The sequence below is a fragment of the Streptomyces sp. NPDC058674 genome (assembly GCF_042716505.1).
Lineage (GTDB): Bacteria > Actinomycetota > Actinomycetes > Streptomycetales > Streptomycetaceae > Streptomyces.
Map to the genome: position 1 here is coordinate 12,807 of NZ_JBHXSC010000068.1, position 14,134 is coordinate 26,940.

Here is a 14,134-nt window from a genome sequence, read left to right on the forward strand (position 1 = left end):
AAGTGGCAGGGTGGGTAGCGCACCGCGATCCCCGTCGCCGGGCAGAAGGGCACGCCGTGAGCCAGCACCAAGGCCCGGCGCAGGGCGGCCGAGCCAAGGCCGCCGCCCGCTGGGACGACCTCGTCGAGGAGTTCGAGTTCTCCCCCGCCGAGCAGGCCGAGATCGACCGCGGTGCGGCGGAGATGATCGCGGCGGTCCGCGCCCACCGCTTGGCGGAGGTCCGCAAGCGACAGCACACGACCCAGGTGCAGGTGGCCGAAGCCATGGGAGTCACCCAAGCGCGGGGATCCCGCGAGAACGGCGAACTGGAGCGCAGCGAGGTCGAAACACTGGCCGCCTACGTCCGCGCCCTCGGCGGCAAGCTGAAGATCGTTGCCGAGTTCGGGGACGAACAGTACGTACTCGGCTGACCGTTCCCGCGCCGCCGTTCTGCGATGGCGCACTGGCGAGAGGAGGTGGCGGTGCCGTGTAGGCGCGTGCTCGCGGAGGAGGCCCGTCTGACGCCGGCCGAGACGGCGGAGGTGCTGGGTCTCTCCCGTCCGTTCACGGCTCGACTGCTGGACTCGGGCGACATCCCGTCGGACCGTCTGCCGGGCGGTCGTCGCCTCCCGCGGCTCGCGGACGTGCTTGCCTTCCAGGAGCGGCGCGGGCGCCGCAGGGAAGGGCGCCGACGCATCGCCGAAGCCGCGCAGGAGGCCGGGCTGCCGTACTGAGGACGTGGCCGGGGCCGGTGGGGGCCATGCGCGGAATGCGGGGCCGACCGGTGACCCGGGGAGCGGGCGGGTCGTTGGGCCGGGCATGAACGCCATGAAGCGCACCCTGTCCGCCCTGGTCCTCACCGGCGGCGCCGCCCTCGCCCTCACCCCCGTCGCCGCCCACGCCGCCGACGAGCCCGCCATCCAGGGGCCGCCGATCACGCAGCGCGTCACCGACATCGTCGACCACCCCGGGCAGGCGATCCAGGACACGAAGACGGCCGTCGAGGTCACCGGTTCCGCGGCCGGGTCCGCAACGGGCGCCATGGACAGCTCCCTCGCCGGCGCCGGCGGCGCCCTCGCGGCGGGCCTCCCGAAGGCCCCCCAGGTCGGCTGAGAGCCCCGCCCGACGGCCGACCGGCCGACGGAGCACGGCAACCTAGCCCCAGGTGCGGGAGCACAGGACGAGGCGGTAGCCGTCGGGGTCGGCGACCGTGACGCCGTGCTCGTCCCAGTACGGGTTGTGGGAGGCGACGCGGGTCCCGCCGTGCTCCACGAGCCGCCGGACGAGGGCCTCGGCCGGCGGCTCCCCCAGGTACACCACGAACAGATCGTCCGCGGTCGGCGCGGGCGCCACCGGGTCCTGCGCGTCCCGGGTCAGCTCGAAGTGCCACCCGCCCCCGGCCGGACCCACCATCAGCAGGTCGTGCTCCCCGGGACCGCCGCCGGTGCTGCGCCACTGCACGTCGAGCCCGAGCCCCTGCACGTAGAACCGCTCGGCGGCGTCCAGGTCGAGGGACGGGCGGGCGACGCGGACGTGGGTACCGGCATGGATGATCATGGTGGAAGCCTAGACGGGGCCCACGTCGCCGGAAACGACAAAGGCAAGGAGAGGAGCTCTCCTTGCCGCTCTCAAGTTATAGCCCGTCAGGGGGCTTGCCGCAAGGCCCCGGTCGTGACGCAGAATCGTCGATCTGTGCCACCACCTGCGGAAATCGGGGCTTCCACCATGCGTGAGCAGTACGTGCTGGATCTGCACGAGGTCGACGCGACCCAGGTCGCGCTCGTCGGCGGCAAGGGCGCCCACCTGGGCGCCCTGTCGCGGATGGCGGGCGTCCGCGTGCCGGGCGGATTCTGCGTGACGACGGACGCCTTCCGGCGGGTCATGGCCGGGGCGGCGTCGATCGACGGCCTGCTCGACCGGCTGTCGCGCGTGGACCCGGACGACCGGGAGGCGATCCGCACGCTCAGCGCGGAGATCCGCCGGACCGTCGAAGGGTTCCCCGTCCCGGACGACCTCGCGGCCGCGATCACCGGCGCGCTCGCCCGCCTCGGCGGGCAGACCGCCTGCGCCGTCCGCTCCAGCGCGACGGCGGAGGACCTGCCGACGGCCTCCTTCGCCGGGCAGCAGGACACGTACCTGAACGTCATGGGGCCGGAGGCGGTCCTGCGGCACGTCAGCCGCTGCTGGGCCTCGCTGTTCACCGAGCGGGCCGTGATCTACCGCCGGCGCCAGGGCATCGACCACCGTACGGTCCACATGGCCGTGGTCGTACAGCAGATGGTCTTCCCGGACGCGGCCGGCATCCTGTTCACCGCCGACCCCGTCACGGGCAACCGGAAGGTCGCCACCGTGGACGCCGGCTTCGGCCTCGGCGAGGCCTTCGTCTCCGGCCTGGTGAACCCGGACGTCTTCACGGTGCGCGACGGCGCGGTCGTCGCGAGGACGATCGCCGCCAAGCAGCGCGCCGTCCAGGCCCTGCCGGGCGGCGGTACGCAGGAAGTGGTGATCGACGCCCGGCGGCAGGAGGAGCCGGCGCTGACGGATGCGCAGGCCGTACGGCTCGTACAGCTCGGACGGCGGATCGAAGCGCACTTCGGCAGCCCGCAGGACATCGAATGGTGCCTGGCCGACGGCGAATTCCAGATCGTCCAGAGCCGGCCGATCACGACGCTGTTCCCCGTCCCCGAGACGGGCGACCGGGAGAACCACGTCTACGTCTCCGTCGGCCACGGCCAGATGATGACCGACCCCATGAAGCCCCTGGGGCTCTCCGTGTGGCAGCTGACGGCCCTGGTGCCGATGTGCGAGGCCGGCGGAAGGCTGTTCGTCGACGTCACCCCGCGCCTCGCCTCGCCCGCGAGCCGCGCCGGCCTCCTGGACGCCCTGGGGAAGGCCGATCCGCTGGTCAGGGACGCGCTGGAGACCGTCCTCGACCGCGACGACTTCGTCCCGTCGCTCCCGGACACCGCTCCCCCCGGCCCGCCGGCCGGCGGGCCGCCCGCCCCGCCCGCACCCCTCCCGACCGACCCGGCCGTCGTCACCGCGCTGATCGAGCGCAGCCGGGCCTCCATCGCCGCCCTGGAGCGCGACATCCGGTCCAAGAGCGGACCGGCGCTCTTCGACTTCCTGCTGGAGGCCTTCGAGGAGCACAAGCGGGTCCTCGCAGATCCGCTGAGCATGCAGGCGATCATGGCGGGGATGGACGCCACGTGGTGGCTGAACGAGACGCTCCAGGAGTGGCTGGGCGAGAAGAACGCCGCCGACACGCTCACGCTGTCCGCTCCCGACAACATCACGTCGGAGATGGGACTGGCACTGCTCGACGTCGCCGACGTGATCCGCCGGCACCCGGAGGCGGTGGCGTTCCTGGCGGGCGTCGAGGACGACGGCTTCCTGGACGAGCTGGCCAAGGTCCCGGGCGGGCGCGAGGCGCGCGACGCCATCGAGGGCTACCTCGACCGGTACGGCATGCGCTGCGTCGGCGAGATCGACATCACGAGGCCGCGCTGGCGCGAGCGCCCCGGCACGCTCGTGCCCGCGATCCTCGACAACGTCAGGAACTTCGCACCGGGCGCCGCGCAGCGCCGCTTCGAACAGGGGCGGCAGAAGGCGCAGCGGATGGAGGAGGACGTGCTGTCCCGCGTGCGGGCCCTGCCGGACGGGGACCGCAAGGCCGACGAGACCAAGCGGATGATCGACCGGGTCAGGACCTTCATCGGGTACCGGGAGTACCCGAAGTACGGCATCGTCAGCCGCTCCTTCCTCTACAAGCAGGCCCTGCTGGAGGAAGCCGGGCGTCTCGTGCGGGCCGGCGTGCTCGCCGAGCCGGAGGACGTCTTCTACCTCACCTTCCAGGAACTCCACGAGGCCGTGCGCGCGCAGCGGGTCGACGACGGGCTCGTCCGGGAGCGCAAGGAGGCGTTCCGCTCGTACCACGCGCTCACACCGCCCCGGGTGCTCACCTCGGACGGCGAGGTCGTCACCGGGGCGTACCGGCGCGACGACGTGCCGGCCGGCGCCCTGGTCGGCGTACCGGTCTCCGCCGGGACCGTCGAGGGACGGGCCCGCGTCATCCTCGACATGGCGGAGGCCGATCTCGAAGCGGGCGACATCCTGGTCACGGCCTTCACGGACCCCAGCTGGTCGCCGCTGTTCGTCGGGATCGCGGGCCTGGTGACGGAGGTGGGCGGCCTGATGACCCACGGCGCGGTGATCGCCCGGGAGTACGGCCTGCCGGCCGTCGTGGGCGTGGAGCGGGCCACCCTGCTGATCCGGGACGGCCAGCGGATTCGCGTGCACGGAACGGACGGGTACATCGAGATCCTGTCCTGACCGGTCAGCGCCGCCCGGACGCGACCCCGCTCACGAAGGCGGTCCAGGTGCGGGGGGCCACCGCCAGCTCGGGACCGTCCGTCACCTTGGAGTCCCGGACGTGCACGGCGTCGGCGCAGGCGGCGACTTCGACGCAGTTGTCGCCGTCACCGCTGCTGTAGGTGGACTTGTTCCAGGAGAGAGCGACTTCGACGCAGCTGTCGCCCTGGCTGCCGCTGTAGCTGCTCTTGAACCACCGCAACGGGGAGCCGTTCACAGGGAGCCTCGCATTCGCATCAACAGGTCGGCGCTTTCCGCCGGATTGAGGGCCTGAATGCGAAGTTTGGCATACCGCTGGTGGAGGAGGCTGATGTCTTTCGGGTCTGAGATCACCAAGCCCGACTGCTGTCCCTCGCTGTAGCCGAGCCACTCGTGTTCGTTGGTCTCCAGGAGCTGGAAAGGTCCGTCCGTGCCCGCATGGACCGGCTGGACCAGCGGCATGATCTGGACGTCGACGTTCGGCAGCTCCCCGCACGCCAGGAGCCGGTCGATCAGCTCCCGCGTGACCTCCGTGCCGCCCGTCCGCCGCTCGATCAGCGCCTGCTCGATGATGAAGCTGAAGAGGACGTACGGGGTGCGGAGCAGCAGCCTCTGGCGTTCCGTGCGGGCCGTGATCCGGGCCTCGGCCTCCTCGGGGGTCGCCAGGGGCGGGACGTTGTCGATCAGAGCCCGGGCGTACGACTCCGGCTGGAGCAGCCCCGGTACGGACCGGCATTCGTACGTGTTGAGGGTGACCGCCCCCTCCTCCAGCTCGGCCCACCGCCGGAACCAGGACGCCAGCCCGCGCCGCCGCGTCAACTGCTTCGCCGCGATGCCGATGACACCGAAGGAGTCCAGCACCGCCTCCGTCTTGTTGACGAACTTCTGCGACGGGTGGCGGCGGCCCTGCTCGACCGAGCCGACGTACTGCACGGAGTAGCCGATCAGCGGCGCCAGCTGCTCCTGCGTCAGGCCGGCCCGTCTGCGCGAGGCCTTGACCGTCTCGCCGAAGCAGCGCAGGTTGTCATCGGGCTCGACCTCGCCGTCACCGCTGTCGTCGGTACGCACCATGGCGGTCACCTCCCCGAGGAAAGGGTGACGCGCCGTGACTCCGCGTGTCCAGGGAGGTGACTCGTACAGTTGGTTTGTACGAGTTGCGGTGGTGTTGAACGGCCCTGTTCACGCGCCATGTTGAGCCCATGACCGCACCTTCGGGGCCCAGCGGGGCCCTCGTACGCATGTTCACTGAGCGTTTCAGTGCCACCCGCCGTGGTGCCCGACTCGCGCGCCAACTGGCCCTCTACGAGCTGCACGACTGGGGTATCCCGGGGACGACCCGGCTGGCCGCCGATGCCGGGCTGCTCATCGCGGAGCTGGCCGCCAACGCCGTCCTGCACGGGCGGGTCCCCGGGCGGGACTTCGAGCTGCGGCTGATCCTCATGGACGCCGTGCTGCGGATCGAGGTGTCCGACGCGCGCGCCGACCGCCGGCCTGCCGTCGGGCCGTACACGGAGCAGGCCGAGTCCGGGCACGGGATGCGCATCGTGGAGGCCCTCGCGGCCGGCTGGGGGGTCGTGGACCGGCTGGTCGGCAAGACGGTCTGGGCCGAACTGCCGCTGGCGGACCGGTCAGCCGGGCAGGGTCCGCCAGCGGGGGGCTTCGTAGCCGGGCTCGTCCGGGCCGCCGCAGTGGAAGGGCACGCCGAGGTGGGCGGCGGCGGTCGTGGTCCGGCCTGGGTGGACGGCGCGGACGCGCCGACGAGGTAGGCGACCCGGTCGAGCAGGCGGCCGTGCGGCGCGTCCGGGCGCACCCGTATTTCTTCCCCGGGGCCGGCGGGTCAGAGGTACCGGGCGAAGGCGTCCAGGGCGCGCAGGACCTCGGGCTCCGGGGCGGAGGGGAGCTGGAGGACGACCTCCTCGATGCCGAGGTCCGCGTAGTGGCCGATCTTGCCGGGGCTGGGCTGGACCGCGTACGGGACCACCTGGAGGGACTTCGGGTCGCGCCCGGCGGTCTCCCAGACCTGGCGCAGCACCGGGAGCGACTCGGTGAGGCCGCCGCCGCCGATGGGCAGCCAGCCGTCGGCGTGGTCGGCGATGGCGGCGAAGAGCTTCGGCCCGGCCTGGCCGCCGATCAGGGTGCGGGGGCCGTACAGCGGGACGCCGGGGCCCAGCTCGCGGGGCGCCTGCACGGGCTTGGGATGGGCGGAGCTGGCCCGGACGGAGGAGAACCCGCCGACGTACGCCGTCGGTTCGGGCGCCCACAGGGTGCGCATCAGCGCCATCCGGTCGCGGACCAGCTCGCGCCGGGTGCGCCACTCGACGCCGTGGTCGGCGGCCTCCTCGACGTTCCATCCGTAGCCGATGCCGAGGGTGACGCGGCCGCCGGAGAGGTGGTCCAGCGTGGCGACCTGCTTCGCCAGGTCGATCGGGTCGTGCTGGGCGACCAGCGTGATGCCGGTGCCGAGGTGCAGCCGCTCGGTCACGGCGGAGGCCTGCGCGAGGGCCACGAAGGGGTCGAGGGTCCGCCCGTACATCTCGGGGAGCTCGCCGCCCATGGGGGCGGGGGTGTCGCGGGCGACCGGGATGTGCGTGTGCTCGGGGAGGTAGAGGCCGGAGAATCCGCGCTCCTCCAGACTGCGGGCGAGACGGACGGGCGAGACGGTGCGGTCGGTGAGGAAGATGGTCGTGGCGATCCGCATGGCTGTGGGCACCTCCGGGACGTCGGAAACGCAACGGTACGGGCTCGGGCCGCGATTGTTGAGGGTGCGTCAGGACGGTTCCGGAGCCGCTGCGCGGGGGCGGCGTGCGCTCGCTCCCGCCTGCGGTCAGCCGCGCGGGTAGCGGGCCAGCCAGCCCGGGGCGGCGAGGGCGGGGCCGTGCAGGGAGGGGCCCTGGGTCAGCTCCAGGGCGAAGTCGTCCGCGATCTCCAGGACCGCGGCGCGGCCCTCCAACTCGGCGAGCCAGGCGGCCGGGAGGGCCGTCTCGCCGTGCTGGGCGCCGAGCAGGGCTCCGCACAGGGCGCCGGCCGCGGCGGAGTCGCCGCCGTGGTTGACGGCGAGGCGCAGGCCGTGCGGGACGTCCTCGGCGACGAGGGCGCAGTAGACGGCGACGGCGAGCACCTCCTCGGCGCCGGGGCTGTGGCCGCGGCCGTGGCCCGCACCGGGGGAGGCGGGGGAGAGGGCCTCGACGACCTCCGGGCCGGGAGCGCCCCGGGTGACGGCGGCCATCGCGCGCTGGAGGGCGTCGGTGACGGGCTGGTGGCCCGGGCGGGCGCCCAGCAGGCCGAGGGCGCGCTGGACGGCGGAGTCCAGGGAGTCGCCGCGGATCAGGCCGTGGACGATGACGGCGTGGGCCCCGGCGGCGAGGTAGCCGGCGGGGTGGCCGTGGCTCTGCGCGGCGCATTCGACGGCGAGCTGGAGGACGAGGGCCGGCTCCCAGCCGACGAGCAGGCCGAAGGGGGCGGAGCGGGTCGCGGCGGCGGCGCTGCGGGCGCCGGGGTTCTTGGGGTGCTCCAGGGTGCCCAGGACGTCGTCGGCGAAGCCGGTCAGGCAGGCGCGGTCGGGGGAGCGGCGGGCGTAGAGCCACTCCTCCCGCGCGAGCCAGCCGTTGTCCGCGCGGCGCTCGTCCGGGCCCCAGTCGTGCTGGGTGGCGGCCCAGCGCAGGTAGGCGCGGTGGAGGTCGGTGGGCGGGTGCCAGGCGCCGGTGTCCCGGCGGACGTGGGCGCGTATCAGGCCGTCCACGGTGAAGAGGGTGAGCTGGGTGGCGGCGGTGACGGCTCCGCGGCGGCCCCCGGCGGGGACGGGCCCGGTCAGGCCCGCCGGGCCGTGGGCGTCGCGGATGCCGGTGAGCGTGTGCCCGGCCACGGGAGCCCCGAGGGCGTCGCCGATGGCGGCGCCGAGGAGGGTGCCGCGGACCCGGCTGCGGAAGTCCTGCTGCTCGACCCGTCCCCACAGCCCGGTGACGATCCCCCGCCCGAGCGTCCGCTCGGCCCCGGCGGAGCCCGCCTGCGCCCGCGCGGCCCCGCCGGCCGGGGCCGGGCAGGCGGGCGGCTGGTTCGTGCCGCGCCCTTCCGGCCCGGCGGGCCGGCCCGGGCCCGCGGCCGCCGCACCGAGCGGGTACGCGCCCCCGGCGTGGCCGGGGCCCGCGGGGGCACCGGGGGTGTGGGCCGCGGGGGCCCCGGGACCGTGGACCGCGGGGATGCCGGGGGTGTGGCCCGCGGGGGTGCCGTGGCCCACCCGGGCCCCGGGACCGTGGACCGCGGGGGTGCCGGGGGCGGGGGCCGGATGGGTGCCGTGGCCCGTGGGGGTGCCGGGAGTGTGGCCCGCCGGGGTGCCGGGACCCCCCGGGGCGCCGTGACCCTCGGGGATGCCGGGGGCCGGGGCCGGGTGGGCATCGGGGCTGGGGGCCGCGGGGGCCCCGGGGCCGTGGACCGCGGGGGTGCCGGGAGAGTGTCCCGCCGGGGTGCCGGGGGCGTTCGGGGCGGGGGCGGGGAGCTGGTGGGGGTCGGGTGCGGGTTGCCGGTCCGGGGGTGTCCCGGGGACGGGCGCGAGGTGTTGGAGGGGACCGCCGGGCGGCATGCCCGCGGGGCCCCGCTCGGGCGCGTCCGTGCCGCCGCCCGCAGGGCCCTGGCTCGTACCGATCAGTTCGTCCATCCCCGGCACCGTGCCCCCGTCACCCAACCGTCCAGCCGCGCATGCGAAACCGCACTGTAGTTGACAGCTTCGATCGAATTCGGAGGGACCACGTCAAGCGGTCCCCCGCTGCGCGGAGATCGGCCGGAATCCGGCGACTTCCGGCCACCGCCGCCGAGGCGACCGATTCCGGCCACGCCGCGTTCATCCGGCACTCGACGCCCGCCCCGCCCGCCCCCGGCCCCGCCCGCCCCCGTCACTCCAGTACCGGCAGCAGCTCCGGCAGGTGCCCGTCCGACGCGCGCGCCGCGTCCTGCCGCTCCCGGGGGACCTCCCCGTACAGCGTCGTACGGGCCCTCGCGGGCCGCCCGGCCGCCTCCGCGACGGCGATCAGGTCCCGCACCGACTTGTACGACCCGTAGCTCGACCCCGCCATCCGCGAGATCGTCTCCTCCATCAGGGTGCCGCCCAGGTCGTTCGCCCCGGACCGCAGCATCTCGGCCGCGCCCTCCGAGCCCAGCTTCACCCAGCTCGTCTGGATGTTGGTGATGTGCGGGTGCAGCAGGATGCGGGCCATCGCCGTCACCGCCCGGTTGTCCCGCGCGGTCGGCCCGGGGCGGGCGATGCCCGCCAGGTAGACGGGCGCGTTGGTGTGGATGAACGGCAGCGTCACGAACTCCGTGAAGCCCCCCGTCCGCTCCTGGATGCGGGCCAGCGTGCGGAAGTGGCCGAGCCAGTGCCGGGGCTGGTCCACGTGCCCGTACATCATCGTCGACGAGGACCGGATGCCCAGCTCGTGCGCGGTCGTCACGACGTCGATCCAGTCCGCCGTCGGCAGCTTCCCCTTGGTCAGGACCCAGCGCACCTCGTCGTCCAGGATCTCCGCCGCCGTGCCCGGGATGGAGTCCAGCCCGGCCTCCTTGGCGGCCGTCAGCCACTCCCGTACGGACATCCCCGTGCGCGTCGCGCCGTTGACGACCTCCATCGGCGAGAAGGCGTGCACGTGCATGCCCGGGACCCGCTCCTTCACCGCCCGCGCGATGTCGAAGTACGCCGTCCCCGGCAGGTCCGGGTGGATGCCGCCCTGCATGCACACCTCGACCGCGCCCACGTCCCACGCCTGGGCGGCGCGGTCCGCGACCTGGTCCAGGGAGAGCGTGTACGCGTCGGCGTCGGTGCGGCGCTGCGCGAAGGCGCAGAAGCGGCAGCCGGTGTAGCAGACGTTGGTGAAGTTGATGTTCCGCGTGACGATGTAGGTGACCTCGTCCCCGACGACCGACTTCCGCAGGTCGTCCGCGATCCGGCACAGCGCGTCCAGCGCCGGACCGTCCGCATGGAGCAGCGCCAGGGCCTGCCCGTCGGTCAGCTTCGTCGGGTCGTCGGCGGCCTGTGCGAGCGCCGCCCGTACGTCGGTGTCGATGCGCTCCGCCACCATCCCGGGCGCCGCGGCCTCGCGCAGGGCCTCCCAGTCGCCGTAGACGTGGTCGAAGTCGTCCCGGCGGTCGCCGGTGCGGCCCTCGGTGTCGATGGTGGCGTGCAGGTCGGTGCGCCCGTACGCGGCGAAGCCCTCGTCCGGCTCCTGCCACGGCCGCCCCTCCACCGAGGCCGCCTCGTCGGCGAGCCCGGTCGCCGGATCGGCCAGCGCGCGGACGTGCGGCAGCAGCCGCGGGTCCAGCCACGGCTCACCGCGCCGGAGGAACTCCGGGTAGATCGTCAGGCGTTCCCGCAACCGGAAGCCGGCCGCCGCGGTGCGCTCGGCCAGCTCCTCGATGTGCGGCCACGGGCGCTCCGGGTTGACGTGGTCCGGGGTCAGCGGCGAGACCCCGCCCCAGTCGTCGATGCCGGCGCCGATGAGGAGGGCGTACTCCTCGTCCACCAGGTTCGGCGGCGCCTGGATGCGGGCGTCCGGGCCCAGGATGTGCCGGGCGACGGCGATGGCCGCGGCCAGCTCCTCCAGCTCCGCGTCCGGCATGCCGCGCATGGCGGTGTCCGGCTTGGCGCGGAAGTTCTGGACGATGACCTCCTGGACGCCGTGGTAGCTGCGCTGGACGCGGCGCAGCTCGAAGAAGGCGTCGGCGCGCTCCTCGTAGGTCTCCCCGATGCCGATGAGGACACCCGTGGTGAAGGGGACGTTCGAGCGGCCGGCGTCCTCCAGGACGCGCAGGCGCACGGCCGGGTCCTTGTCGGGGGAGCCGTGGTGCGGGCCGCCGGGCTCGGACCACAGGCGGGTCGCGGTGGTCTCCAGCATCATGCCCATGGACGGGGCGACGGGCTTCAGGCGCTGGAGGTCGGACCAGGTCATGACGCCCGGGTTGAGGTGCGGGAGCAGGCCCGTCTCCTCCAGCACCCGGATGGCCATGGCCCGTACGTACGCCAGGGTGTCGTCGTAGCCGTGCGCGTCGAGCCACTCGCGGGCCTCGGGCCAGCGGTCCTCCGGGCGGTCCCCGAGGGTGAAGAGGGCTTCCTTGCAGCCCATCGCCGCGCCCCGGCGGGCGATGTCGAGGACCTCATCGGGGGAGAGGTACATGCCGTGCCCGGCGCGGCGGAGCTTGCCCGGGACGGTGACGAACGTGCAGTAGTGGCACCTGTCGCGGCAGAGGCGGGTCAGGGGGATGAAGACCTTGCGCGAGTACGTGATGACACCCGGGCGGCCTGCGGCCTCCAGCCCGGAGTCCCTTACCCGTGCGGCGGACGCCGCGAGGTCCTTGAGGGCCTCGCCGCGCGCCTGGAGGAGTACGGCCGCCTCGGTCGCGTCGAGCGCGACACCGTCGCGGGCCCGCCGGAGCGCGCGGCGCATCGCGTTTTCGGTCGGAGCGTCACTCGGAGTGGTCATGTGGCGAGCATACGATCCGGTGGTCGGTGCACGGGATGGGGTGCGGGGTGGTGCGCGCGACGCTCATCGCATCAGCTCCCCGGCATTGACCAGCAGAGACTGGCCGGTTATCGCCCGCGCCCGGTCGGAGGCGAGGAAGACCGCCGCATCGGCCACGTCCCCGTCGGTCGCGAGGTCGGGCAGCGCCATCCGCTCGGTGAGCCGGGCGTGGACCTCGGCCTCGGGCACGCCCTCGGCGTGGGCGGTGAAGGTGACGAAGGCCTGCACGGGCGGGCCCCACATCCAGCCGGGGAGCACGGTGTTGACGCGGATGCGGTGCGGGCCGAGCTCGCGGGCCATCGAGTACATGGCCGAGGTCAGTGCGCCCTTGGACGCGGCGTAGGCGCCCTGCTGCACCTCGTTCGGCGCGGCGACCGCGGACTGCGTGCCGATGATCACGACGGAGCCGCCGCGGGCCTTGAGGGCGGGCAGGCAGGCGCGGGTCATGCGCAGGGTGCCCAGCAGGTTCACGTCGAGGATCTGCTGCCAGGTGCCGAAGTCGGCGTCCTGGAGGCCCCCGAAGTAGGAGTCCCAGGCGGCGACGTGCACGACGGCGTCGATGCCGCCGAACCGCTCCTGCGCGAGTGCGGCGAGCGCCTCGCACCTGGTCTCGTCGGTGATGTCGGTCGGCAGGTGGGCGGTGTGCGCGCCGCCGGGGTCGATCTCGGCGGCGGACTTGGCGAGGTTGGCCTCGGTCCGCGCCCCGAGCACGGCGTTCCCGCCGTCGCGCACGACCGCGGCGGCGACCTGGTGGCCGAGCCCGGCGCCGACGCCGGAGACGATGACGGTCTTCCCTTGCAGCAGCATGACGGCCTCCCGGCGACGCACCGATCTGACGGTGCGTCAGGCTACGGCGCACGGCGGGGGTTGTGAAGGGGCGCAGCCCCGCCCGCAGGCCCCGGCCCGGCCCCGACGCCGCTGCTCGTCGCCGGTTCGGCTCTGCTGCCCTTACCTCACCCGGCCCCGCTGCCCGTGCCCGGCCGCCCGTTGCCGGCCGGGCCGTCCGGCCGGGCCGTCGCCCGCCCGAGGCGGGCCAGGCCCTCCCCGATCTCCTGCGGGGTGTGCGCCGTGAAGGAGAGCCGCAGGGTGCGGGGGTCCGGCGGCCCCGTGAAGAAGGGGGCTCCCGGGACGAAGGCCACGTCGTGGGCGAGGGCCGCGGCGAGCAGGGCCGTCGCGTCCCACCCCTGCGGCAGGCGGGCCCAGACGAACATGCCGCCCTCCGGGCGGTTCCAGGCGGAGCCCGCCGGCAGGGCCCGTGCCAGTCCCGCCAGCAGGGCGTCGCGGCGGGCCCGGTAGGCGCCGCGGACCGTGGCCACATGGGCGTCGAGGTCCACCGCGGCCAGGTAGTGGGCCGCTGCCAGCTGGTCCACCGTGGAGGTGTGCAGGTCCGCCGCCTGCTTGGCGACCACCGCGGCCCCGCGCAGCTCCCGCGGTGCCCGGAGCCAGCCCAGTCGCAGCCCCGGCGCCATCACCTTCGAGAAGCTGCCGAGCAGCGCCGTGCGGTCCTCCGCCCCCGGGTGGGCCGCGAGCCAGGGGACCTCGGCGCCCTCGTAGCGGAGGTCCCCGTACGGGTCGTCCTCCACCAGCCACAGGCCCAGGCGGGCCGCGATGGCCGCCACCTCGGCCCGGCGGGCTCCCGGCAGCGTGCGGCCGGTCGGGTTCTGGAAGGTCGGGACGGTGTAGAGCAGCTTCGGCCGCTCCCGCGCGACGATCTCCGCCAGCGCGTCCGGCACGATGCCCTGCCCGTCGCAGGGCACGGGCACCACCCGCGCGCCCGCCAGGCCGAAGGACTGCAGGGCCGCCAGGTAGGTGGGGTTCTCGACGAGGACCACGTCCCCGGGCTCGACCAGGGCGCCGGCGAGGAGCGTCAGGGCCTGCTGCGACCCCGAGGTGATCAGCACGTCGTCCGCTCCCGTCGCCAGCCCCCGCGCCGTCACCCGGTCCGCGACCGCCGCCCGCAGCTCGGGTACGCCCTCGGTGGTCGAGTACTGGAGCGCCCGCCGCCCGGACGCCGTGAAGGCGGCGTCGTACGCGGCCCGCAGGCCCCCGGTGTCGAAGAGCTCGGGGGCGGGGAGGCCGCCGGCGAAGGAGATCACCCCGGGGCGTTCCGTGAGCGCGAGGATCTCCCGTACGGGGGAGGCGGCGACCGAGGCGGTCCGCCCGGCGAGCGCGGGCGGCGCGGTCGCGGGGGCGGCAGCGGCGACGACGGGGGCGGGGGTGGCGGCAGCGGGCACGGGGGCTCCTCGGGGAGGCGGGTGCGGGCATCGTAGGCAGAGAAAGATGCAGACGGCATCTATGTGTCA

Annotated in this window: 13 protein-coding genes; 5 read left to right on the plus strand and 8 right to left on the minus strand. The window is 74.5% G+C overall.

Going from position 1 to position 14,134, the window contains the following annotated elements; translation table 11 throughout:
* The first annotated feature begins 56 nt into the window (after nt 1-56).
* From ACFWU6_RS27615 to ACFWU6_RS27625, 3 genes are all read left to right on the plus strand, one after another.
* The gene (locus tag ACFWU6_RS27615; protein WP_383983615.1) at nt 57-410 is read left to right on the plus strand and encodes a transcriptional regulator; all 354 of its coding nucleotides are present in this window, start codon (nt 57-59) and stop codon (nt 408-410) included.
* Between the two features lie 51 nt (nt 411-461).
* Nucleotides 462-713 (plus strand): helix-turn-helix domain-containing protein, encoded by a 252-nt coding sequence (locus ACFWU6_RS27620; RefSeq protein WP_383812149.1) that lies wholly within the window; start codon nt 462-464, stop codon nt 711-713.
* Nucleotides 714-798: 85 nt separating this feature from the next.
* The gene (locus ACFWU6_RS27625) at nt 799-1,092 is read left to right on the plus strand and encodes a hypothetical protein (protein ID WP_383812150.1); all 294 of its coding nucleotides are present in this window, start codon (nt 799-801) and stop codon (nt 1,090-1,092) included.
* Between the two features lie 42 nt (nt 1,093-1,134).
* On the opposite strand, the gene ACFWU6_RS27630 is transcribed toward ACFWU6_RS27625, so the two are convergent.
* On the minus strand, nt 1,135-1,536 hold the full coding sequence (locus tag ACFWU6_RS27630) for a VOC family protein (protein ID WP_383983617.1): 402 nt from the start codon (nt 1,534-1,536) through the stop codon (nt 1,135-1,137).
* A gap of 168 nt (nt 1,537-1,704) precedes the next feature.
* Between ACFWU6_RS27630 and rph the strand changes: the two genes are divergently transcribed.
* The gene (gene rph, locus ACFWU6_RS27635) at nt 1,705-4,311 is read left to right on the plus strand and encodes a rifamycin-inactivating phosphotransferase (protein ID WP_383983619.1); all 2,607 of its coding nucleotides are present in this window, start codon (nt 1,705-1,707) and stop codon (nt 4,309-4,311) included.
* 4 nt (nt 4,312-4,315) lie between these two features.
* Here rph and ACFWU6_RS27640 read toward each other — a convergent pair whose 3' ends face one another.
* Nucleotides 4,316-4,567, minus strand: coding sequence for a DUF397 domain-containing protein (locus ACFWU6_RS27640; RefSeq protein ID WP_383983621.1), 252 nt, complete (start codon nt 4,565-4,567; stop codon nt 4,316-4,318).
* Nucleotides 4,564-5,400, minus strand: a complete 837-nt coding sequence (locus ACFWU6_RS27645; RefSeq protein ID WP_383983623.1) for a Scr1 family TA system antitoxin-like transcriptional regulator — start codon at nt 5,398-5,400, stop codon at nt 4,564-4,566. Before ACFWU6_RS27645 ends, ACFWU6_RS27640 begins: the two co-directional genes overlap by 4 nt.
* Before the next feature lie 128 nt (nt 5,401-5,528).
* Between ACFWU6_RS27645 and ACFWU6_RS27650 the strand changes: the two genes are divergently transcribed.
* A complete protein-coding gene (locus tag ACFWU6_RS27650) occupies nt 5,529-6,095 on the plus strand; it encodes an ATP-binding protein (protein WP_383983625.1) in 567 nt (188 codons plus the stop codon).
* A gap of 71 nt (nt 6,096-6,166) precedes the next feature.
* On the opposite strand, the gene ACFWU6_RS27655 is transcribed toward ACFWU6_RS27650, so the two are convergent.
* The 5 genes from ACFWU6_RS27655 to ACFWU6_RS27675 all read right to left on the minus strand — a co-directional run bounded on the left by ACFWU6_RS27655 (nt 6,167) and on the right by ACFWU6_RS27675 (nt 14,065).
* Entirely contained in the window at nt 6,167-7,027 is an 861-nt protein-coding gene (locus ACFWU6_RS27655) for a TIGR03619 family F420-dependent LLM class oxidoreductase (RefSeq protein ID WP_383983627.1), read from the minus strand.
* A gap of 126 nt (nt 7,028-7,153) precedes the next feature.
* On the minus strand, nt 7,154-8,293 hold the full coding sequence (locus ACFWU6_RS27660) for an ADP-ribosylglycohydrolase family protein (RefSeq protein WP_383983641.1): 1,140 nt from the start codon (nt 8,291-8,293) through the stop codon (nt 7,154-7,156).
* 922 nt (nt 8,294-9,215) lie between these two features.
* Nucleotides 9,216-11,792, minus strand: coding sequence for a bifunctional FO biosynthesis protein CofGH (locus ACFWU6_RS27665; RefSeq protein WP_383812706.1), 2,577 nt, complete (start codon nt 11,790-11,792; stop codon nt 9,216-9,218).
* A gap of 63 nt (nt 11,793-11,855) precedes the next feature.
* Complete coding sequence (locus ACFWU6_RS27670) at nt 11,856-12,638, minus strand: SDR family oxidoreductase (protein ID WP_383812707.1); 783 nt, start codon at nt 12,636-12,638, stop codon at nt 11,856-11,858.
* 146 nt (nt 12,639-12,784) lie between these two features.
* Complete coding sequence (locus ACFWU6_RS27675) at nt 12,785-14,065, minus strand: PLP-dependent aminotransferase family protein (RefSeq protein ID WP_383983629.1); 1,281 nt, start codon at nt 14,063-14,065, stop codon at nt 12,785-12,787.
* Between the last annotated feature and the right edge of the window lie 69 nt (nt 14,066-14,134).